Annotated in this window: 21 protein-coding genes; 5 read left to right on the top strand and 16 right to left on the bottom strand. The window is 62.7% G+C overall.

The window, feature by feature from the left end; all coding sequences use genetic code 11:
• The first annotated feature begins 69 nt into the window (after positions 1–69).
• From ACZK0Z_RS11710 to ACZK0Z_RS11700, 3 genes are read left to right on the top strand one after another with little or no spacing between them, the layout of a single operon-like run.
• Entirely contained in the window at positions 70–1,374 is a 1,305-nt protein-coding gene (locus ACZK0Z_RS11710) for a TolC family protein (RefSeq protein WP_197631970.1), read from the top strand.
• The gene (locus ACZK0Z_RS11705; protein WP_005413406.1) at positions 1,371–2,885 is read left to right on the top strand and encodes an efflux RND transporter periplasmic adaptor subunit; all 1,515 of its coding nucleotides are present in this window, start codon (positions 1,371–1,373) and stop codon (positions 2,883–2,885) included. The genes ACZK0Z_RS11710 and ACZK0Z_RS11705 overlap by 4 nt, the downstream gene beginning before the upstream one ends.
• Positions 2,882–6,022 carry an efflux RND transporter permease subunit gene (locus ACZK0Z_RS11700; protein WP_005413407.1) on the top strand — a complete coding sequence of 1,047 codons (3,141 nt, stop codon included), beginning with the start codon at positions 2,882–2,884 and terminating at the stop codon, positions 6,020–6,022. The genes ACZK0Z_RS11705 and ACZK0Z_RS11700 overlap by 4 nt, the downstream gene beginning before the upstream one ends.
• 104 nt (positions 6,023–6,126) lie before the next feature.
• On the opposite strand, the gene ACZK0Z_RS11695 is transcribed toward ACZK0Z_RS11700, so the two are convergent.
• Together ACZK0Z_RS11695 and ACZK0Z_RS11690 are read right to left on the bottom strand one after the other, a co-directional pair.
• The gene (locus ACZK0Z_RS11695; protein ID WP_005413408.1) at positions 6,127–6,957 is read right to left on the bottom strand and encodes a DUF4198 domain-containing protein; all 831 of its coding nucleotides are present in this window, start codon (positions 6,955–6,957) and stop codon (positions 6,127–6,129) included.
• Positions 6,958–6,983: 26 nt separating this feature from the next.
• Complete coding sequence (locus ACZK0Z_RS11690) at positions 6,984–7,424, bottom strand: TonB-dependent receptor (protein ID WP_229298439.1); 441 nt, start codon at positions 7,422–7,424, stop codon at positions 6,984–6,986.
• On the opposite strand from ACZK0Z_RS11690, the gene ACZK0Z_RS11685 reads away from it, so the two are divergent.
• Positions 7,342–7,548, top strand: a complete 207-nt coding sequence (locus tag ACZK0Z_RS11685; protein WP_005413410.1) for an arginase family protein — start codon at positions 7,342–7,344, stop codon at positions 7,546–7,548. The two genes, ACZK0Z_RS11690 and ACZK0Z_RS11685, sit on opposite strands and share 83 nt — an antisense overlap.
• A 29-nt stretch (positions 7,549–7,577) precedes the next feature.
• Here ACZK0Z_RS11685 and ACZK0Z_RS11680 read toward each other — a convergent pair whose 3' ends face one another.
• The 13 genes from ACZK0Z_RS11680 to ACZK0Z_RS11620 all read right to left on the bottom strand — a co-directional run bounded on the left by ACZK0Z_RS11680 (position 7,578) and on the right by ACZK0Z_RS11620 (position 18,856).
• Complete coding sequence (locus ACZK0Z_RS11680; protein WP_031269107.1) at positions 7,578–8,129, bottom strand: DUF305 domain-containing protein; 552 nt, start codon at positions 8,127–8,129, stop codon at positions 7,578–7,580.
• A 74-nt stretch (positions 8,130–8,203) separates the two neighbouring features.
• Complete coding sequence (locus ACZK0Z_RS11675; RefSeq protein WP_005413412.1) at positions 8,204–8,479, bottom strand: hypothetical protein; 276 nt, start codon at positions 8,477–8,479, stop codon at positions 8,204–8,206.
• A gap of 28 nt (positions 8,480–8,507) precedes the next feature.
• Positions 8,508–10,643 carry a copper-transporting P-type ATPase gene (locus ACZK0Z_RS11670; RefSeq protein ID WP_024957401.1) on the bottom strand — a complete coding sequence of 712 codons (2,136 nt, stop codon included), beginning with the start codon at positions 10,641–10,643 and terminating at the stop codon, positions 8,508–8,510.
• Positions 10,644–10,890: 247 nt separating this feature from the next.
• A complete protein-coding gene (copD, locus tag ACZK0Z_RS11665; protein ID WP_017354978.1) occupies positions 10,891–11,820 on the bottom strand; it encodes a copper homeostasis membrane protein CopD in 930 nt (309 codons plus the stop codon).
• A 10-nt stretch (positions 11,821–11,830) separates the two neighbouring features.
• The gene (gene copC, locus ACZK0Z_RS11660) at positions 11,831–12,214 is read right to left on the bottom strand and encodes a copper homeostasis periplasmic binding protein CopC (RefSeq protein ID WP_005413416.1); all 384 of its coding nucleotides are present in this window, start codon (positions 12,212–12,214) and stop codon (positions 11,831–11,833) included.
• A gap of 178 nt (positions 12,215–12,392) precedes the next feature.
• Positions 12,393–12,743, bottom strand: a complete 351-nt coding sequence (locus tag ACZK0Z_RS11655; protein WP_012480213.1) for a four-helix bundle copper-binding protein — start codon at positions 12,741–12,743, stop codon at positions 12,393–12,395.
• Positions 12,744–12,813: 70 nt separating this feature from the next.
• The gene (locus tag ACZK0Z_RS11650; protein ID WP_012480214.1) at positions 12,814–13,338 is read right to left on the bottom strand and encodes a DUF411 domain-containing protein; all 525 of its coding nucleotides are present in this window, start codon (positions 13,336–13,338) and stop codon (positions 12,814–12,816) included.
• Between the two features lie 14 nt (positions 13,339–13,352).
• Positions 13,353–13,898 (bottom strand): nuclear transport factor 2 family protein, encoded by a 546-nt coding sequence (locus tag ACZK0Z_RS11645; protein WP_223224792.1) that lies wholly within the window; start codon positions 13,896–13,898, stop codon positions 13,353–13,355.
• Complete coding sequence (locus ACZK0Z_RS11640; RefSeq protein ID WP_005413420.1) at positions 13,882–14,652, bottom strand: c-type cytochrome; 771 nt, start codon at positions 14,650–14,652, stop codon at positions 13,882–13,884. Before ACZK0Z_RS11640 ends, ACZK0Z_RS11645 begins: the two co-directional genes overlap by 17 nt.
• A gap of 12 nt (positions 14,653–14,664) precedes the next feature.
• A complete protein-coding gene (locus ACZK0Z_RS11635; RefSeq protein WP_005413421.1) occupies positions 14,665–15,933 on the bottom strand; it encodes a copper-binding protein CopB in 1,269 nt (422 codons plus the stop codon).
• On the bottom strand, positions 15,930–17,798 hold the full coding sequence (locus tag ACZK0Z_RS11630; RefSeq protein ID WP_012480217.1) for a copper resistance system multicopper oxidase: 1,869 nt from the start codon (positions 17,796–17,798) through the stop codon (positions 15,930–15,932). The genes ACZK0Z_RS11635 and ACZK0Z_RS11630 overlap by 4 nt, the downstream gene beginning before the upstream one ends.
• A 113-nt stretch (positions 17,799–17,911) precedes the next feature.
• Positions 17,912–18,331 carry a transcriptional regulator CopL gene (gene copL / locus ACZK0Z_RS11625; RefSeq protein ID WP_012480218.1) on the bottom strand — a complete coding sequence of 140 codons (420 nt, stop codon included), beginning with the start codon at positions 18,329–18,331 and terminating at the stop codon, positions 17,912–17,914.
• Between the two features lie 174 nt (positions 18,332–18,505).
• The gene (locus ACZK0Z_RS11620) at positions 18,506–18,856 is read right to left on the bottom strand and encodes a helix-turn-helix domain-containing protein (protein ID WP_043033515.1); all 351 of its coding nucleotides are present in this window, start codon (positions 18,854–18,856) and stop codon (positions 18,506–18,508) included.
• 125 nt (positions 18,857–18,981) lie between these two features.
• Between ACZK0Z_RS11620 and ACZK0Z_RS11615 the strand changes: the two genes are divergently transcribed.
• Positions 18,982–19,740, top strand: a complete 759-nt coding sequence (locus ACZK0Z_RS11615; RefSeq protein ID WP_223224790.1) for a hypothetical protein — start codon at positions 18,982–18,984, stop codon at positions 19,738–19,740.
• 20 nt (positions 19,741–19,760) lie between these two features.
• Here the strand turns inward: ACZK0Z_RS11615 and ACZK0Z_RS11610 are convergent, their stop codons facing one another.
• Complete coding sequence (locus ACZK0Z_RS11610; protein ID WP_021201903.1) at positions 19,761–20,813, bottom strand: DNA-binding protein; 1,053 nt, start codon at positions 20,811–20,813, stop codon at positions 19,761–19,763.
• Between the last annotated feature and the right edge of the window lie 106 nt (positions 20,814–20,919).

The raw sequence follows: 20,919 nt of genomic DNA, 5'->3' as shown, positions 1-20,919 counted from the left end.
CCTCCTGGATTGACCCGTGCTCGTGCTGCATGCGTTGCAGCGCGCTCGTTGTCGTTTCCCGGAGGTCTTATGGAGATGTCTTTCTTCTTGCGTGCAAGGCGCAAGATGGCGTGTGGGTTCGTGTTTGCCCTGGCGCTCAGTGGTCCTGTGCTGGCGGCATCGCCCGCTATCCCGATCAGCTACACAGAAGCCCTACAACGGGCGCTTGCTAACGCCCCAACCCTGCAGGTGCGCCGATCGCAGATCGATGCCAGTACCGAAGAAGCCGCGCGTGCTGGCGCGCTTCCCGACCCACGTTTGATCGTGGGGCTGGCGAACTGGCCCGTCAGCGGACCCGATGCCTTCAGCTTGCGGGCCGATGAGATGACCACCCAGCAAATCGGTCTGATGCAGGAGTTTCCTGCGCGTGCGAAACGACGTGCCGAGCACGCGTTGGCGCAAGCGACGCTGGCGCAAGCGCGCTCACTGTCGATGGCCGAACAGCAGATGGTGGCCCAAGCGGCCGCGCTGGCCTGGATCGAGCTGTGGAGTACGCAGCAAGCCGTAGATGCGTTGGAAGGTCTGCGCGAGCCGGCCCGTATAGCCGAGCGTGCGGCGCGTGCTCGCTTGGCAGGCGGCACGGCCGGGGCCAGTGATGTGCTTGCCGCCCAGGCCGCCCTACTGCAGTTGGACAATCGCCTGGAGCAGGTACATGCGGAGCACGCCGCCGCGCAGGGCGGCCTGGCGCGGTGGTTGAGTATTGCACCAGAGGCGATCTTGGCCAGTGGTGCGGCACCGGATTTTTCGCAGTTGCCATTGGAGCCCACCCAACTGCTGGCCAAACTGGACCAACACACGCCACTACTGGGCTGGGAGGCACGCGAGAGCTTAGCCCAGGCCCAGGTGGATGCGGCCGTGGCCGAAACCCGCCCGGATTGGAGTGTGGAGCTCACCTACGGACGTCGCGAGCGCGCACCCGACGGCATGGCGCGCAGCGACATGCTCATGGTGGAAGTGGGTGTGGGCCTGCCGCTGTTCCAGAAGAACCGCCAAGCACGAGGCATCGCGGCACGGCGGGCCGAGCTGGAGGCGGTGTCCGCAGAGCGCGATGAGGCCCGGCGCATCCAAGCCGAGTCGGTGCAACGCGCGATAGCGCGATGGCGCGGGTTAACCGGCCAGTTGGAGCGCCAGAACACGCAGAGCCTGCCTTTGGCGCGCGATCGTGCACGCACGGCGTTGGCCGCCTACGGCGCCGGTGCCGACCTGCAGCCGTGGCTGGAAGCGCGGCGCGATGAGATCGAATTGCACCTGGAGAACGCCCGTCTGCTGGGCGAACAGGGCCGTGCCTGGGCGGCACTGGCCTATCTGCTACCCCATGAGGAGAACACGCCATGAGCCCGACCAAGACGCGTCTCACACAGCTCGCCGTGGCCCTCGGGTTGCTGGCGCTCGGCTTTGCCGGCGGCTACGCCTGGATGACTCGAACCTCTGATACCACCCCGCCCCCCGGCACGAGCGTCGCAGATCAAGCACGCAAGGTGCTGTACTGGTACGACCCCATGGCGCCGGAGCAGCGATTCGACAAGCCGGGCAAATCTCCGTTCATGGATATGGAGTTGCTGCCCAAATACGCAGATGAGGCCATAGGGGGCGGAACGCAGATCGATCCGCGCCTGCAGCAGAACGTGGGCATACGCACTCAGGAAGTGACGGTAGAGTTACTAGGGACTGCCGTACGCGTGCCGGGCACACTGACGTGGGATCTGACCCAGGAAAGCGTGATCAGTGCGCGCATGGAAGGCTTGATCACCCACGTGCAGGTAAAGGCGCCGTTTACCGAGGTTCGTCGTGGTCAAACGCTGGCCACCGTGCAGGCCCCGGCATGGAACGCGGCCATCGCCGAAGCACATGCCCTGAGCCAAGCTCAGTCCGCGGGCGCGCGTGAGCTGCAGGGTGCGGCGCAACAACGGTTGCGTTCGTTGGGTGTTCCTTCTGGCGCCTCGGCCAGAAGTGGCGTCGTGCTTAGCGCAGACCACAGTGGTGTCGTGACCGAGATCCTGGCACGCGAGGGACAGACGGTGATGCCCGGTACGCCACTGTTCAAGATCAATGGGCTGGACACGTTGTGGCTGGAGGCCTCGGTACCCCAGGCAGCGCTGGGCACCTTGCGGCCGGGGACCTCAGTGCAGGCCACGGTCAGTGCCTGGCCGGCAGAGCGCTTTGCCGGACAGATCCAGGCGTTGCTTCCCCAGGTCGACATGGCTAGTCGCACGCAGCGGGCGCGAATTGTGCTGCGCAACCCGCAGCGTCGGCTGGTGCCGGGCATGTTCGCCGAGGTTCTGGTGCAGCCCGACGCCGAGCAGGCCCTGCCAGTCGTTCCCACGGAGGCGCTGATCGCCACCGGGCGGGACAGCCGGGTCATCGTGCAGGATCCGGACGGGAGCTTCCGGCCAGTGCGGGTGAGTGTGGGACGTAGCGTGCAAGGGCGCACGCAGATCGTGGCAGGCTTGGCCGGTGGTGAACGCGTGGTCGTCTCGGGTCAGTTCTTGCTCGACTCCGAAGCCAGTCTCTCCGGTGCGTTGGAGCGCCTGGGTGCTGCACAACCGACACGCCCTGCCAGCGCATCAGGTGTGCACGAGCGCCATGACGCCGGGCACGAACCACGCACTGTCGTGCCGTCACCGTCCAGACAGCCGGCGCCTGTCGCGCCAGACACCTCCACCTCTACGCCGCCGCGCTGCCCGGTGCAGTACTGGTATGACCCGATGGTGCCGGAGAAGCATTTCGACAAGCCGGGCAAGTCACCGTTCATGGATATGCAGTTGGTACCCAAGTTCGGCCCCGCCGCAGCCGCTGATTGCCAGGCAAGCGAGGTCATGTCCGAAGCGATGGAGGGCACACCATGATCGCGCGCCTGATCCATGCTTGCATCGCCAATCGCGTGCTGGTGCTGGTTGCCGCCGCGCTGCTGGCGGTGGTCGGTATCTGGTCGGTAAAGAACACGCCGCTGGATGCGCTGCCGGACCTGTCCGATACCCAGGTCATCATCCGCACGCAATGGGCGGGGCAAACCCCGCGCATCATCGAAGACCAGGTCACCTACCCGTTGGCCACCACGATGTTGTCCGTGCCGGGCGTGAAGGCGGTACGCGGCTTCTCCTTCTTCGGTGATTCATTCGTCTACATCCTGTTTGACGATGCCACTGATCTTTACTGGGCGCGCTCTCGAGTGCTCGAGTACTTGAGCCAGGTACGCGATCGACTTCCGCCGAATGTGAATCCGGCGCTGGGTCCTGATGCGACAGGACTGGGCTGGATCTACCAGTACGCCTTGGTGGATCGGACAGGTCAACGTGATGTGGGGCAGCTGCGTGCGTTGCAGGACTGGTTTCTTCGTTATGAGCTAAAAACCGTGCCGGACGTGGCTGAAGTAGCCAGTGTGGGCGGTGCGGTGCGCGCCTGGCAGATCCAGCCCGATCCGCAGGCGTTGGCGGCCCGTGGACTGACGGTGGCCGAGCTCATCGAGGCGGTGGATGCGGCCAACGGCGCTACCGGGGGCTCGGTGATCGAACAAGGCGAAGCCGAACTGATGGTGCGCAGCGAAGGCTACCTGCGCACACAGGAGGCGTTCGAACAGGTGCCGGTAACCGGCAACGACGGCATCCCCGTCCTGCTCGGCGAGGTGGCCACGATCAGTCGCGGGCCGGTCTTCCGTCGTGGTATCGCAGAGTTGGATGGTCAAGGTGAGGTGGCCGGCGGCGTGATCGTCCTGCGGACCGGCAAGGATGCCTTGGGGGCCATTCGGAACGTCAAAGCGCGACTGCAGGCGTTGCAATCCAGCTTGCCCGAGGGCGTGGAAGTGGTGCCGGTGTACGACCGCTCCGAGCTGATCCAGGATGCGGTACGCAACCTCACCCACAAGCTTGGCGAAGAGTTTCTGGTCGTAGCGCTGGTATGCCTGCTGTTCCTGTGGCACCTACGCTCGGCGTTGGTGGCCGTCATCACCCTGCCTTTGGGTATCCTGGCGGCCTTCATCGTGATGCACGCCCAGGGGATCTCCGCCAACTTGCTGTCATTAGGCGGCATCGCCATCGCCATTGGTGCGATGGTCGATGCAGCGGTGGTGATGATCGAAAATGCACACAAGCATCTGGAGCACTGGCGGGAGGCGCACGGCCGGGAACCTCAGGGTGAGGAGCGCTGGCAGCTGATGGCCCGCTCGGCGGCCGAGGTCGGACCGGCCCTGTTCGCCAGCTTGCTGGTCATCACCCTGTCTTTCGTGCCGGTTTTTGCCCTGCAGGCGCAGGAAGGGCGATTGTTCTCGCCTCTGGCCTACACCAAGACCTACGCGATGGCCGCCGCAGCAGGGTTGTCGGTGACCTTGATCCCCGTCTTGATGGGCTACCTGATCCGCGGCCGCATCCGCCCGGAACAGCAGAACCCCATCAATCGCATCCTGATCGCTGGCTATCGGCCCATCCTGCTGTGGGTCCTCAAACATCCCGGTGTCACCTTGCTGCTCAGCGGCCTGCTGCTAGTGCTCACCTTGATCCCCTTTAGCCGGTTGGGCAGTGAGTTCATGCCGCCCTTGGAAGAAGGCAGCCTGTTGTACATGCCCACGGCCCTGCCCGGCCTGTCCGCCGACAAGGCCCGTCAGTTGCTCCAGCTCTCGGGCCGGATGATCAAGACCGTACCGGAGGTTGAGCACGTGTTCGGCAAGGCGGGCCGTGCCGAAAGTGCGACCGATCCGGCACCGATCGAAATGTTTGAGACCACCGTGACCTTCAAGCCGCGGGATCAATGGCGCCCGGGCATGACCCCCCAGAAGCTACGCCAGGAGTTGGACGCAGCGGTCAAGATTCCCGGTCTGACCAACCTATGGGTCCCGCCCATTCGCAATCGCATCGATATGTTGGCCACCGGCATCAAGAGCCCGATTGGGATCAAGGTCTCCGGACCCGATGTGGAGCAGATCGAGCGCCTGAGCCAGCAGATCGAGCAGGTGGCCAAGACTGTGCCCGGCGTGAGTTCGGCACTGGCCGAACGCGTCACGGGTGGGCGCTATGTCGATGTACAGGTGCGCCCGGAAATCGCTGCACGTTACGGATTCACTCAAGGCCAACTCCAGCAACTGATTGCCACGGTCGTTGGCGGTGATCCAATCGGGGAAACGATCGAGGGGCGCGAACGCTATCCCATCGTCTTGCGCTACCCCCGTGGCCAGCGTGACTCGTTGCAGGCCTTGCAGGATCTGCCGCTGATCGCGCCAGGCGGTGTGCAACTGACCTTGAGCCAGGTGGCGGAGCTGTCAATCAGCCCAGGCCCGCCGATGCTCAAGAGCGATAACGGCCGGTTGGTGGGCTACATCTACGTGGATGTGGCCGATCGCGACTTGGGATCGGTGGTCCAGGACCTGCAAGCCGCGGTGCAGACCCAGGTGAGTTTGCCTGCCGGCTATGGTCTGGCGTGGTCGGGGCAGTACGAGTATCTGCAACGGGCTTTGGCACGCCTGCAATGGGTGGTGCCCGCGGCGTTGGCGATCATCTTCCTGGTCATCTGGATGGTGTTTCGCCGGCTTAGCGATGTATCCATCATCCTGCTCAGCTTGCCCTTGGCGTTGGTGGGCGGTTTCTGGTTGATCTGGGGGCTGGGCCATGCGATTTCGGTGGCCAGCATGATCGGATTCATCGCCCTGGGCGGCGTTGCGGCTGAGTTCGGCGTCATCATGCTGCTGTACCTGCGTCATGCCTGGGAGCAGCGCTTGGCCAGCGGTGCGCCGGAAGATGTGTCTACCCTGCAAGAGGCTATCTACGAAGGCGCCGTGCAACGGGTGCGCCCGAAGGCGATGACGGTAGCCGTCATCCTGGCCGGGTTGTTTCCGCTTTTCGTCGGTGCCGGTGCCGGCTCGGAGGTCATGCAACGTATCGCCGCGCCGATGCTGGGTGGCATGCTCACCGCACCGGTGCTCTCTATGGTGGTGATTCCCGCAGCGTTCTATCTAGTGCGGCGACGTGGATTGCGCGCGGCGCGGGGCGACCAATGAGAGACAGACTGAGCACTTGAGGTAAGTCCCCACAAAAAGACGCCAGTCATGGAAGAAGTCATGACTGGCGTCAAAGGGGAGAGTACCGCCTACATGCTTACTTATCAGTGCCCGGCGTGCGGGGAAATCTCAAAGCTCAGCGACGCCCGATCCGACACAAAATCCAAACCCTTTTGTGTAGAGGGCACAATGTGATTGGTGTGGATGTACCAGGTCTTGGCGGTGGTCACCTGGAAACTGGCTTGGCCTTGGGCATCGGTGCGCAGGAGCGTAGCGCTACCGTGCCCACCCTTGACCGGTGCGTCAGCACGATGACCGACGTACACGCGTAGGTTGGGCACTGGCGTGCCCTGCTGCAGCACCTGGAACGACAGCTGTTCGCCGACCTTCACGCTTCCAGGATTGCGGGCCAAGCGGATCTCCAGCGGATAGCCCAGCGAGGCAGCGAAATCGTCGGTCAGTTTTGTGCCCACCTGTCCAATGGTACGAGCATGCTTGGTATAGCTATAGGTGACCCCTTTGGGAAACTTGCTCGCATCATAGGTGGCCAGGGTATCGGGCAAGTCTTCCAACTCCAGGTACTTGCCGAACTCGCTGGCCGTACGCGTGCTGGTGGAGGCCATCGTCGAGACCCCCAGCAGATAGGTGCCCTCGCCCGCCGGATGCACGGTGAGCTGGCTCTGCTTGCCGACCTCTTTCCAACTGGCCAAGTCCGGTGCAGCCTTAGCGCCGCCCTGACTCAGCGAAACGTCCTGTAGACGCGCTCGGGTGACTGCACCTGCACTTTCATCGAAGGTGCCATTGTTCACCAACGCTGTGTTCGCCTCGCCCGCTGCGGTGCCAGGCTTGGAGAAAGCGACAAACAGGTCGTGCGCACCGGCACTGCCGGCCACAGCGAACAGCAGTAGTGTGGCGGATAGTTGCGTGTTTCTCATGATGTGTAGCTCCTCGTGATCGTGGCTTACCAGTGGTAACCAAAGCGGACATTCCAGCGACGACCCAGCAAGTCGTACGTCATGGTGTCGGTGTCGGTGTTGGGGTTGTTCTTCACGAACGGCGCCTTCTTATCGAGCACTTTTTCAACGCCGGCGGAGATATCCCACTTCTTCTTGATGCCGTAGCTCAGTTGCAGGCTGTGGTACACCACGCTGGACACATGCGAGCCGATCGTGTCGGGCACGGCGATGATGTCGTCCGCGCTGCCGATGTACTGCGCCGAATAGACGCCGGTCCAACGGTTCTTGCCCATACGCAGTGAGCCCAAGCCACGCCACTGGGTGTAGCTACCCAAGCCGCTGGTGATCTTGCCGGCGTACTCAATGGTGGTGGCCCCGGGCGTGAGCGCCCCCAACCCACGCGGGGTGAGTCTGGAGGTCCTGGAAGCCCTGCTGGATCTGGTCATGGCCTCGGGCAAGGTACGTGTGGTCGACGTGGCGGAACTGTGTCCGCCCCTGGATCCGGATCAAGCCACCGCACGTGTGGCCGCGCGTTTGATCCACCGAATGGTCAGTGCGCAGGCTCAGTGAAGTGATATCGGCTGGCAAAAGGCAGTGAGCTAATGGGAACGCTCAGCCAGCAACTGCTTCATTTGCGCGATCTCCTGTGTCTGCGAGGTAATAATGTCCTGGCAGAGCTTCACCAACTCAGGATCCTTCAGACGATTCTCCTCACACATCAGGATGGCGCCAGCGTGGTGGGGAATCATCGAACGGATGAACTGTTTGTCAGTGACCGCTGCTTGAGTGCGAATGCCCCACCAGCAGAACAGCATGAACGCCACCGTCAGACCAGCCAGAATCAGATTGCGTCGGCGATCGGGGTACATGCTGGACATTAGCCACAGCTCGATCAGCAGCATGGGAGCGGCCATCAGGCCCGCCATGTAGAACTGGTTCACGTTGTTATAGACGTTAGCCCACTGATCGACCATTGCGTACATCAATGCGTACATGGCCACGAAAGACAGGCCCATCATCAACAACAGGCGGCCGTAATGGCCTTGATGCCCTTGTTGTGCCTGGTGGGCAGGTTGGTGTGAGGCGTGCGGTTTTGCGTGCTGGGACTGCGGGTCTTGCGCGTTTTCGTGCGTACCGTGCGAAGAGGACATAACAATCTCCGTGGGAATGGCAGAACGGCGGAAGAACCCGCGAACTGTTGGAACAGCTCCCGGGCTGAGAACACTTACATACCCTTGCCGGCAGCGAATTCCTGCGGGCTCAGCTTGCCATCTTTGTTGCTATCGAGCATGCCAAAGTGCGGCGCCAGCTTGTGCTTGGCCAGTTCTTCCTTGGACAGCGAGCCGTCCTTGTTGGCATCGAGCTTGGTGAAATCGGCATCGGCCGCCGCCGGCTTGTGCTGACCGTGGTCGGTGGTGGGCGTGGTGGTCTGGCCGCCGGCGAAGGCCGCGCCCGCCATCAGGAACAAGGCCATCATCGAGAGGGAGGCATAACGCTTCATTGCAGTACTCCTTGTGGGATATGAGCCATCAGTGACAGGAATGGCCGCGCGCAGGCTCATCGGCGCGGTCAGGGTGGGGGGTGGCAACAACGGTGGAGCCGGACAAACGCAGGGCATTGGTGACCACCGAAACCGAGCTCAGGCTCATGGCCAGGGCCGCCATCATCGGACTGAGCAAAAGGCCGAAGCTGGGATACAGCAAGCCGGCGGCGATAGGCACGCCGATGGCGTTGTAGACGAAGGCGAAGCCCAGGTTCTGCTTCATATTGGCCACCGTCAAAGACGAGATGGCACGGGCTTGCACGATGCGCCTCAAATCACCCTTGACCAGGGTGAGCTGGGCGCTGGACATGGCCACATCCGTGCCCGTCCCCATCGCGATGCCCACATCGGCTGCCGCCAGGGCCGGCGCATCGTTGATGCCATCGCCAGCCATGGCCACGCGACGACCCTGGGCTTTGAGTTGCTGGACCAGGTCGGCCTTGTCCTGCGGCTTGACGCCACCACGCACATCCTCGATGCCCAGCGTGCGCCCCACGGCCTCGGCCGTCGCCTGTGCGTCACCGGAGGCCATCACCACGTGCAGGCCATCGGCACGTAGCAGGTTCAAGGCAGGCAAGGTCGTGGCTTTGATGGGATCAGCCACCGCAATGGCGCCGGCCAACCGACCATTGACCGCCAGGAACATCACGCTAGCGCCTTCTTTCCGAAGACGCTCGGCGCTGCTTTGCAAAGGTGCTACATCGGCGCCAACCGACGCCATCAGGCTTTGGTTGCCGAGCACGACATCCTGATCGGACACGCGCCCGCGGACGCCTTGGCCGGTGAGCGAATCAAAATCTTGGGCGGCCACCAGGTTCAAGCCACGTCGCTGGGCTTCAGCCACGATGGCCTCGGCCAAGGGGTGCTCACTGCCCTGCTCCAAGCTGCCGGCCAAACAAAGGATCTGATCGGCGTCGAAGCCGGCGTTGGAGAGCGTGTCGCGAAAGGCTGGACGCCCCTCGGTCAACGTACCGGTCTTGTCCACGATCAACGTGTCGATCAGACGTAGCTGCTCGATCGCCTGAGCATCGCGGAACAGGACCCCGACCTGCGCAGCGCGGCCAGTGGCGACCATGATCGACATGGGGGTAGCCAAACCCAAGGCACACGGGCAAGCAATGATCAGAACCGATACGGCATTGAGGACGGCAAAGGTCCAGGACGGTTCGGGTCCAAACAGACCCCATCCGAAGAACGTGAGCACCGCCGTGGCCAGCACGGCCAGGACAAACCAGTACGCCACCTTGTCCGCCATACGCTGCATCGGCGCGCGGGAGCGCTGGGCTTGGGCTACCAACTGCACAATCTGCGCCAGTACCGTCCCGGATCCGACTTTGTCCGCCCGGATGACTAAGGCGCCCGTCCCGTTGAGCGTGGCGCCTATAACGTGATCACCGACAGCCTTCTCCACCGGAATGGGTTCACCGGTCAGCATCGACTCATCGACACTGGCGCGGCCTTCGATGACTTCCCCATCGACCGGCACCTTCTCGCCCGGTCGTACGCGAAGCAGATCACCCACGTGCACGTGATCCAGCGCAACGTCCTCTTCGCCCCCATCGGGTTTGACGCGGCGAGCCGTCTTGGGCGCCAATCCCAGCAGGGACTTGATGGCCGCCGAGGTTTTGGAACGCGCCCGCAGTTCCAGCAGCTGTCCGAGCAGGGTGAGCGAGACGATGACCGCTGCCGCCTCGAAGTAGACCCCTACCCGTCCATGCTCGCGGAAAGAGTCCGGAAACAGGTCCGGTGCCACGGTGGCCACCACGCTGTAGCCAAACGCGGCGGCCACGCCGATGCCGATCAGCGTCCACATGTTGGGGCTGCGATTGCCGATGGACTGTAGGCAGCGCTCAAAGAAAGGCCACCCCGCCCAGAGCACCACCGGGGCGCTCAGCACGAGCTCAATCCAGGTGCGCGCCTGCGTGGACAAGCCGGGCAGACGGTGTCCCAGCATGGCCAAGACCAGGACGATCAACGTCAAAGGCAACGTCCACCAGAACCTTCGGGTGAAATCGCGTAACTCTGGATTGTCGTCCTCCTCCAGCGAGGGCATCTCCGGCTCCAGCGCCATGCCGCAGATCGGACAGGTGCCGGGACCTGGCTGACGAATCTGCGGATGCATCGGGCAGGTGTAGACCGTGGCGTGGGTACCGCTGGGTTGGGCCACCGCTGCTGGGGCGGTCACTTCAACTTGCTGGGGAGCATCGTCCGTATAGCGGACGGGATTGGTGATGACCCGTCCATCCGCAGCCTCGACAGGGGCTGCGCCTGCAGAATGGTGATGGTCATGGGACGACGGTGAGTTCATGCCGATGCTCGCTTTAGTGGGGATGGACTGCCAAGGCAGTGTGCCATTGCGGGTTACACAGCTATTCGGGGCTGAGCGTCCCGAGCACTGAAACAACAATCAGGATCAAGATGGCCAGCGCGGCCTCAGCCGTAACACTCTGCCGCAAAGCCCGCACCTCCTGCGCGGGATCTCCGCTGGTCAGCGCTCGTTCCAAGCGCGGCACCAGCGTCCATCGGTGCAGCGCTCCCAAACCCAGCATTCCAGCGAACAGGGCCAGTTTGAAAAGCAGCAACTTCCCGTAGGTGCTCTGGAACAGGGCCGAAAACGACCACGCGGTGAGATCCCCGTAGTGCGCGATGCCGGACACGATGAGCGCACCAACGAAGATCGTTCCCAGCGTCGAAAAACCATGCAGAAAGTCATGCGTTGATCGCAGACGCCCGCTGCCGTTCGTCTCTTTGCCGCGCAGCAGCATGGCGAGGAACATCAGGACCGCTGCGATCCAGCCGCCTGCCGCGAGAAGATGGACGATGCCTGCAGCAAGCCGGACCGCGCCTGCCAAGCCCTCGCCAGCGGCGGCGTGGCCGTTCCATGCCAGCGAAGCGAGTGCGCCGCCCGCCAGCATCGCCCCCAGCGGGAAGGCGGTCTCCACCTTCCCGCGGCGACGATGCCATCCGAGCACGAACATCAGGGCGACCAGCAGCGCGCCTCTCGCCATGGCTGCCCGGCCCGCGGACGTCTCGAGCAGATACCAGCCAAGCGATGCGCGATCAACCTCGGCAAGCGGCATTCCCATGATGCCCGCGGTCTTGAAGACGACATCGAGCCCGGTGAGCACGAGACCGGCTACGGCACCCGCCAATAGAACGCCCATGAGTGACCACCCGGCCAAGGCGTCGGCGAGTGCCGATCGACGCGACCCGTACCAACCGAAGAGTGGAACCCCGAAAAGAACCATGATGACAAGGTATTCCAAGAATCTCAGTGCATAAGCCGACAGGTCGAACATTCGCGACTCCTCAGCGCACCGTGAAGCTGAAGCTGCCCGGCATGGGGTGGTTGTCACCACCGACGGCGCGGTATTCCACGGTATAGACGCCCGGAGCCAGCGGTCCAGGCAACTTGGCACGCAGGGTCTTGCCGTTGTTGACGATCTCGGTCGTGAAATTCTCGATCGGCATGGTGGAACTGCCGTGCTTCATGAGCAACTTGAGACGCGACGCCCGCGGAATCAATGTCTCGTTGAACACGAGATCGATCTGGCCTGGCGAGGCCACCACCGCATTTGCCGCCGGTGTGGACTGCTGCAGCGCGGCGTGGGCGTGCGCGACCTGCAGCGAAAACTGCCCGGCCGCGATTGCGAGGACGAGCGCGAAGGAGCGAATGACGTTGGACGACTTCATATGGATAAATCCTCATTGGAATGTGATGCAAAGCCCGTTCGGGAGGGGCCGCGCTGTGTTCGATGCGACAAGCGTTAGATGTCGGACTGTCACTGAAACCACGATTTGTCGGATTTTCTTGATACTTCCGCTTTCGCGAGACGAGGATCCCACCGGCTCAGGCGGGATCCTCGACGCATTACGCTGCCATGGCGCTGCAGCTTTCCGCGCAGCGGCGACAAACTTCGGCGCAGCGCGTCATCTCAGGGTCGTTCATGGCGTCGCATGCATCGGCGCACTGGCGGCAGATCTCCGCGCAGGCACCGCAAACCACGTCGTGAACGCTGGCACCGCGCAGCATCGCGTCGGCACTGGTTGCGCAGGTATCGGCACACGTCGCCAACAGGGCGATGTGCTCCGGGGCCGCGTGAACACCTCCTTTGGTCAGGCAGTAGTTGATGGTCTCCAGGCAGATCGCATGGCATTGCGTGCAGTTGTCGATGCACTCGTTCATGGCCTGGGGCCGGTGTGCTGCGGAATGGTGAGTCATGTAGTTCTCCTTCTTCCTCGCGGGCGAGAATCGGCGCGCCCGCAACACCGTCCCCTGTTGCTGCGACGGATCAGTGCTGTGCGAACGGTTCAGTGGTTCCGTCGCGATGTATCAGCTCGACCGTGAACGGCTGCTGGCGTCCCTCCGGGACCTCCATGCCCGGAGAACCAAGCGGCATCCCTGGGAGGACCAGGCCGCGTGCGTTCGGCTTTTCTTCGAGGAGACGCTTGATGTCCGCGGCCGGAACGTGGCCTTCGATGACGTATCCGCCGATCTCGGCCGTGTGGCAGGAGCCCTTTGCATAGGGGACACCCAACCGCTCCTTGACCAGACCCAGGTCATCCATGTCGTGCACATCCACGGTGAATCCCGCCTTCTGCACGTGGTCGATCCAGACACCGCAGCACCCGCAGGTCGGGGTCTTGTGGACGGTCATGCGTGGCAGGGCTGCTGGAGTCGCGTCGGCTGATTGGACGACAACCTGTGCGGAGGGCGAGGTTGTGGGTTGCGCGGATGAAGCATCCTGGGTGCAAGCACCCAGACCAGCCACGGCAAGGACCACAAAAGTCAGACGGTGCAATGTGAGCGTAGTCATTTCAATCTCTCGACTCAGCGCTTGGTCCGCGAGGACCAGTGGATGTGGACGATCCGCCAGCCGTCCGCGGTCTCCTTCAGCACCATCGTCTCGTCGCTCTGGACGGTCAGTGGCTGGCCGTCCTTCTGGGCATGCAACTCGCTTTCGGTTCCGACCCACGCGAACTCGCCAGCGGCTCGTGCGCGCTGACGGAGCAGCTGGCGATGGGCGCCCTTGAGGAACGCCGCATCGCTGACTGCGTGATGGCCCATGTATTCCTCGCGGCTGCGTTCGGCGCCCCCGGACTCGAGGATGAGAACGTCGGCAGCGAGCAGGGCTTCGACCGTGGCCAGATCGCCGCTAGACAGGGCCCTGTTGAAACGCTCCGCTACGGCGACCGCGGCCTCTGCAGTGACTGGGACGTCGACGTCCGCAGATGCCGCGGCAGCGGGGTGATGTGCGTGCGGCTGTGTCGCCTGCGCCATTGCGGGGGACACGACGGCCAGTGCCAGTGCGAGGGTGAACGAGATTGCTGTTGCGTTCATTGCGTGGGCTCCAAGAAGATCAATGGGGGTGCGCATGGCCGTCATCGGCCACGGGCGTGTGTGGTGCAGGGTGCGACTCCACCTTGCCGTCGGGATGGCCGTGGCTCACCAACCCGACTTCCGTGTCGCTGGGTGTCGGGCCGTGGTGATCGTCGTCCACGCCCGGCGGGTGCGCATGCGGCATGGAGTTGTTGCCCGGCTCGAATAAGGCAGGGTGATCCTCGGCCTTTTCGTCGTCATGGTGGCCTTGCGTCTCGCCGCCGCCATGCGAATGGCCCTCGCTGCTGTCGACAAGTTCCTTGTACGCAGTCGCGTCCAGCGTGGGCAACTTCTGCAGGAAGGCCGACATGTTCCATATGAACTCATCGTCCATGCTGCCGCCCCAAGCGGGCATGCCGCTGGCCTTGATGCCGTGCTTGATCACCCAGAACGCCTCAGCTGGAGCGACCGGCTGTTTGCTTAGGTTCGGTGGCGCGGGGTACAGGCCCTTGCTCATCTCGGTGGCCGCCGCGTCTGGTGAAAGATGGCAGGTCACGCACATGGCGTTGTAGTTGCCCGCACCCTGGCGGATACGCTCAGGATCATCAAGGTTCGTGGGTAGCTGAAGCTTGGCGGCGCGCACCTCAATGGAACGCTCGCGCGCCGTTTCAAGTAGCGCATACACCGGGCGACTATGCGGATCGTCGGCGGCCACGTTGTACACGCCCAGAGAGAGCGTGGCGGTTGCGACCACCGCAACCAATGCCACGCCGGCACCGAGCCATACCCACATCTTTTTGTTGGATTTCATTGTCAGTTCCCCTTAGAACCAGGTACGAAGGCCGATGACCAAGCGCGTGTCTTCAAAGGACTCGCCATGCTCGCGTCGCATGTCTGCGGTATTGCCAAACGCGCGCTCGTACACCACGCCGATGTAGGGAGCGAACTTTCGGGTGAACTCATAGCGAAGTCGTAGCCCCGCCTCAGCGGCACTCAGACCCGAACCTATCCCGCGCAATGGATCGTTCTTGCCATAGGCGGTGACTTCCACCAGCGGCTGCAAGATCAGCCGGTTGGTTAGCAGCAATTCGTACTCGGCCTCGACATTGGCGGCAGTCTGGCCCCCTTCGCCGAGATAGGCTGTGGCGGACACTTCGAACTTCATCGGCGCCAAGCCCTGTACACCGATAGCGGCGAAGTTCTGCGATGCCCCAGGCTTGAAGTCATGACGCACACCGGCCACCACATCCCACCACGTGGAGATACTGCGGCCGTAAAGCACTTCCAGATCAGCCGACTCGGTCTGACCATCCGTGCGTTCGCCTTCACTGCGGAGCCAGACGCGATTGAGGTCCGTACCGATCCAGCCCTGGCCCTCCCAGCCCAGCCCGGTGCCCGGATCGGCATCCCAGGTTTCCAGGCGATTGAGCAGCACGTAGCTCTTGATCGAGTTGTCATGCACCGGATGCGCGTGTTCCGGCGCGATGGCCGCCTTGCGATCCGCGTCCGTCACCGCGGGAATCGGGGTGCGCGGCTGCGTTGGCGCTGCAGGCCCGTGTCCCATCTGACTGTGGTCCATGCCCTCCATCGATTGCATTCCCGCTTCTGGTGTAGCGGGCGCGGGCGAATCATGGCCCATCTGCGAATGGTCCATCCCCTGCATCGCAGGCGTGGCCGTGCCGGAGGTGTCGGCTGCAGCGGGCTGTGCCATCTGACTGTGATCCATGCCCTGCATCGACTGCGCCTGCGCTGTGGGCGCCGCAGGTGTGCTCGCGGGCGAGCCGTGCCCCATCTGCGAATGGTCCATGCCCTGCATGGCAGGCTCGGCTGCGTTAGCCTGCGGCTCGGCGTGGCCCATCGCCGCATGATCGATCGTCGCTTCGCTCGTCTTGGCCGGTGTTGCAGGCTTTTGGGCTGGCGCAGGTTTTGATGTCGGTGCCTGATGTGCAGAGTGATCCTGAGTCTGGGTCTGCGCGCCCTGCTCCATCTGCATGGAGCCGTGCTGCATAGATTGGGCGCTGGCCGCATTGGCCAGGGCCAGCGAGATAGCCGTCAGCGCAGTCAGGGTGGTATCGCGTCTATTGATGTTCATTCGTCGACCCTCACCGTGCGCATCATTCCGGCTTCCATGTGATAAAGCAGGTGGCAATGGAACGCCCAGCTGCCCAACGCATCGGCACGCACGCGATACGTGCGTCGGCTACCTGGCGGCATATCCACCGTGTGCTTGCGCACCATGAAGTTGCCGTTGTCGTCCTCCACGTCACTCCACATGCCGTGCAAATGGATGGGATGGGTCATCATCGTGTCGTTAACCAATACGATGCGCATACGCTCGCCGTAGTTCAGCCGCAGCGGCTCGACATCGGAAAACTTCTGACCGTTGAAGCCCCAGGAGAATTTCTCCATGTGTCCGGTCAGATGCAGCTCGATCTCGCGACCGGGGTCGCGTCCGTCAGGGTCTTCAAAGGTGCTCTTGAGCATGGAATACGTCAGCACATGACGGCCGTTATCGCGCAGGCCATTGCCCGGATCATCCAAGCGCGAACTCACGCTCATGGCTTGGTTGTCCAACAGGGGATTGTTGGTCTCGCTAGCAGGGTGTGATTGCATGCCCCCGTGCTGCATGCCTGCCATGGCACCATCGCCGGCGGCGGGCATCGCATGGCCTGCATGGGCCGAGGTCGCGTTACCGCTGACAGGTGGGGTCATGCCAGGCATGCCCATGGCCGCACCACAGCCGCCTTCCATGCCCTTGCTGCCGCCAGACATATCCATCGACCCATGATCCATGCCCATGTCTGCCATCGTCAGCAGCGGCCGGGGATCCACAGACGGAACGGGCGCGCGTAATCCTTCGCGCACAGCGAGCGTGCCGCTGATGTAGCCGGTGCGACCGGAGTCTTGGGCAAAGATGGTGAATGCGTCCTGCCCGGAGGGCTCCACGATCACATCGAAGGTTTCTGCTACCGCGATGCGGAACTCGTCGACGGAAACCGGATGGACATACAAGCCATCTGCCGCCACCACGGTCATCTTCAGCCCCGGAATACGCACATCGAAGTACGTCATGGCAGAGCCATTGATGAAACGCAGGCGCACCTTCTCGCCACTGCGGAACAAACCGGTCCAGTTGCCCAGTGAGGTCGTGCCGTTCATCAGGTAGGTGTAGGTGTTGGCGTTGACGTCGGACAGGTCCGTGGGCGTCATCCGCATCACGCCCCACATCTTGCGATCTTCCAACGTGGCCGACAGGCCGTTGCGCTTCACATCGCGCGCAAAATCGCCGACCGTGCGCTTGTAGTAATTGTCATGGCCCGGCATCTTCTTCAAACGATCGAACAGGGCCGTCGGGTCCAGGTCTGTCCAATCGCTCAGCATCACGACGTAGTCGCGATCGAAACTGAAGGGCTCCGGCTCCAATGGGTCGATGACGATCGGGCCATAGAGCCCGGCTTGTTCCTGGAACCCTGAGTGGCTGTGGTACCAGTAGGTTCCGCCCTGATGCAGGGTGAACCGGTAGTGGTAGGTCTCACCACGTCCGATACCGTCAAAGCTCAGACCCGGCACGCCGTCCATGTTGGCCGGCAAAATGATGCCGTGCCAATGGATGGAGGTGTCCGCGCCATGGATGGAGTTAGCGGGCAATGCATTAGAGACGCGCAAGTTGACCGTGGTGCCTTCCCGCCACCGCAGCAACGGCGCCGGAACGGACCCGTTGACCGTGATCGCGGTGCGGGTCTTGCCGGTGAAGTTCATCGGCGTCTCGCCAATGGTCAGGTCAAACTCAGTGCCCGATAGTACGTTGGGTTGTCCCGGCCCCTTGAGCGCCCAACTGGCTTTGGGCCAGAAACCTAATCCTGCGACTGCGCCTCCCAAGGCCAAGCCTTGGACAAATCGCCGCCGCGAAGGCAGCAGCGGTCCACCGCGTGGACCACGAAAATCATCATGCGACATGAAAATGCTCCAAGCGTCGTGTTGCCACCGGCGGGCGGTGGTACAGAGCGGGCGGCTGGCCTAAACAGGCATGCAAGCCACACCAACGGCGCCATTGCGGCGCCTAGGGACGCTTAGCCGATCGGTGGTCGGATCAGATGAGGCAAGGCAGGTGCCGCATGCCCTAGGGGCAGCGGCATGACATCCAGGCCCAAGGCCAGTTGCACCGAAACATGCAGGCGCGCAGGAAGTGCGCTCGCGCAAGCGTGTACGCAGGCGCACCGGCACGCAGAAGACTTGCAACAGTCGGGACCGGCATGGTCGCCATGCCCAGTGCCAGCCTTTTCAATCGATGTGGCATCGGGATGATGCTCAGCACTGTGATGGGCGAAGCAGTCTTCGTCGACTTGCACCGCGGCAGCCACTTCGCTGGCCTGCTCTTCCATGACCGGGTTCATACTGACGGACGCAAACGCCGACCACGCGCCGTTAAGCACGAGCATGGCGATCAGGAACAGTCGCAGTAGAAGTGAGGAGGCTGACACGGGCGACATGGTATATCACTTTAGACAAGGCGCGTGTGTATCGGTCGTGAACAAAATCTCAAGTAAGCCTGAGATGTCGCGACTTGTCAGTCGCACTAGCCGCGGACACTGCAGCTCCCTCCAGAAGCGCCCAAAGGGCGGGTTGAGGCGAAGAGTTGCCCATAGGGCGAGCGCTTGTTCGGTTTACTTCTCGGGCGTGGCCTCGATCAGCTTCACCAACTCGCGCTTCTGCTGCTTGCTTAGCGAGCCCCAGCGCAGGAGCAACTTGGCCAGCAGATCATCGTCGGTGTAAAGGAAGGCGGCGGGGATCCCCAACGCTTGGGCCAACCGCTCAGCAATCTCCAGCATGGGCTCGTGCTTGCCACGCTCGTACTGGTTGATTCGGGGGCTGGCCACGTGAGGATCCAGACCGGCCCGGATGCCCAACTCCTTCTGCGACAAACCCGTGTGCAGGCGGGCTTGTTTGAGGCGTCGAGCGAAGGTCGGTGTTGAGTCGACGGACAAAGTCACGCGCGCACCCCATGGAGACCCCATAAGGATGGCGGATGTACCCAGCCTTGCATACTAAGATATTCTTAGCTTTGAGGCAACCGGCGACACCGGTAGCGCCGCCCCCCCCCCCCCAGGAGCCACGCCGCTCCCTCATCCCCGGAAACCGCATGCCCGGAACCTCGTCAATGACGCCATCTGGGGTCGCCAGCATCGAGGAGTTGGGCCTTCGTGGCACCCTTTTCCTAGCCGCACTGTTAGCCGCGCAGCTACGACGCCTACCGGTGGCGCCCACACGCCGCTCCACCTTGCTGGTGCTGGACACGCTGCGAGACTTGGCCTTGATCCAAGTTCCCTGGCCAGCGGATCGATGGCAGATCCGCCCCGATGCCGAGGTCACGCCCATCGAAGATCTGCAATGGGCTTTCGCCTGGTCTACCCACGAGCGCAGGCACCTGCTCCCGGTGCTGGAAGACCAACTCGGCGATATGGCACACGATGTAGACTTGGCGGACGCGAAACTGGAGCTGTGGGATGAACTTGCACTCTGGGAGACCGAGCAGTTTCTGGAGCAGCAATTGCTCAAACATCACTTCGACCCAGGCTGGGCACGTGATGTGGGGTTCGTCTTTCAATCCGGACCGCGGGGCTTGCCGATCGCGCGGTGGCGTTACTGCTGCTGGGCGGCGGTACGCCAAGGTGCCTCGGTGGCGATGCGTCTTGGCGTGCACGACAGCGCCCATGTGCGGGAAGCCATCTTTCAGGAGGTCCAGAAGCGCCTGCGCTACCTGATGACCAGTTCGCCCGAGCAAGGCATGTTCAAGCCCTATCATTTGGCACCGGAGTCCTCAGTAGCCAAACTGTTTGTAGATTGGGTCGTCCCTATGGAATGGGCGTACTGGACAGGTGAGCGCCACCCCAGCCGCTAGCAGACAAACGAGCAGCCTCGTCAGTCGGCTCCCCCATCTTGCGCATGGCCGCGCCGAGTTTTCTTCACCGCATTTTGTGCTGGCGTCAGTTGATTCAGTAGAGGCTCTAGCGCTTCAAGACGTGCATTGGCACGCAACGCATCGGCTTCAGCGCTCTCGCGGCGCTCACGCTCCCGCGCAAGGGTGTCTTGAACTTGAGCTAGCTCGTTGCGCATGGTATCCAAGGTCTTGGCGTCAGTCTTCCAGCGCTCCTGCAGTGCCAAATAGTCCGTCGCGGTCTGGCGCAACGCCACGACCTCGCTGTGTTGGCCTTCGTGGGCCTGTCGTAGCTGGGCAAGCTCACGCTCAATCCGCCCGTGGCGCTCCAGCCATTGACCATTGTCGCGGTTCAGCACCAACAGCTCCTGATTCTTCGCGCCCAAGGCTTCATTGGCCTGACGTAAGGCTACTTGCAGCTCTTGGACCTGATGCTCGTGACGGCGAAGCTCTTGCTCACGCTGCTCTTTGGTTGAAGTGCGGTAGTGCTCAAGCGCTTCCCGGGCATGGGCATGCTTGTCCTCCAGAGAACGCGTATGCGCCTCATGATCAGCCAGCCGCACCGTCATGCCAGCGATGCGCTCGTTCAACTGGGCGATTTCCGCGATCCTGTCACCTAGATTCTGTTGAAGGAGGGCGTGAGCAGCTTGCTCTTGGTGCAGGCTTGCTTCGGTGCGCTGCAGCCGACTGCTCAAGGCGGCAGCCTCCTCTTGGGCACCGGAAAGCGCCTGTTGCCGACTGTGGAGCTCAGCCTGATGGCGCTCACGCTCCTGGGTGAGGATGGCCTCTGCTTCCTCCTGGAGCCGCGAGGCCAAGCGCGCAACCAAGTCCTGCAAAGCATCACTAACGGCTACCGTCCTCGCCGGACCGCCGCCTTCCTCTCCTTCCAGTTCACGCAAGTAGCGGTGGATCGTGGTCTTGGAGCCCGTGTTGCCCAAGGCCACTCGCACCGCGTCGACTGACGGCTTCTTGCGTTGGGCCAGCAGCGCGTCGCGCGCCTTCTGGACGTCACTCTTATAGAGTCCTGCGCGCGCCATCGTGCCACCTCACTTTATTTCGTAATGTATTACATACCATGTAATTACATACTATTAAAGCAGGTAGACGACCGCTCGTCGGCGAAAATAGTTATACGGGATAATA

The sequence above is a fragment of the Stenotrophomonas sp. 116085_Sma genome, from assembly GCF_056479585.1.
Note: the sequence above shows the minus strand (reverse complement) of the source record. Positions and strands in the feature narration are given on the sequence as shown.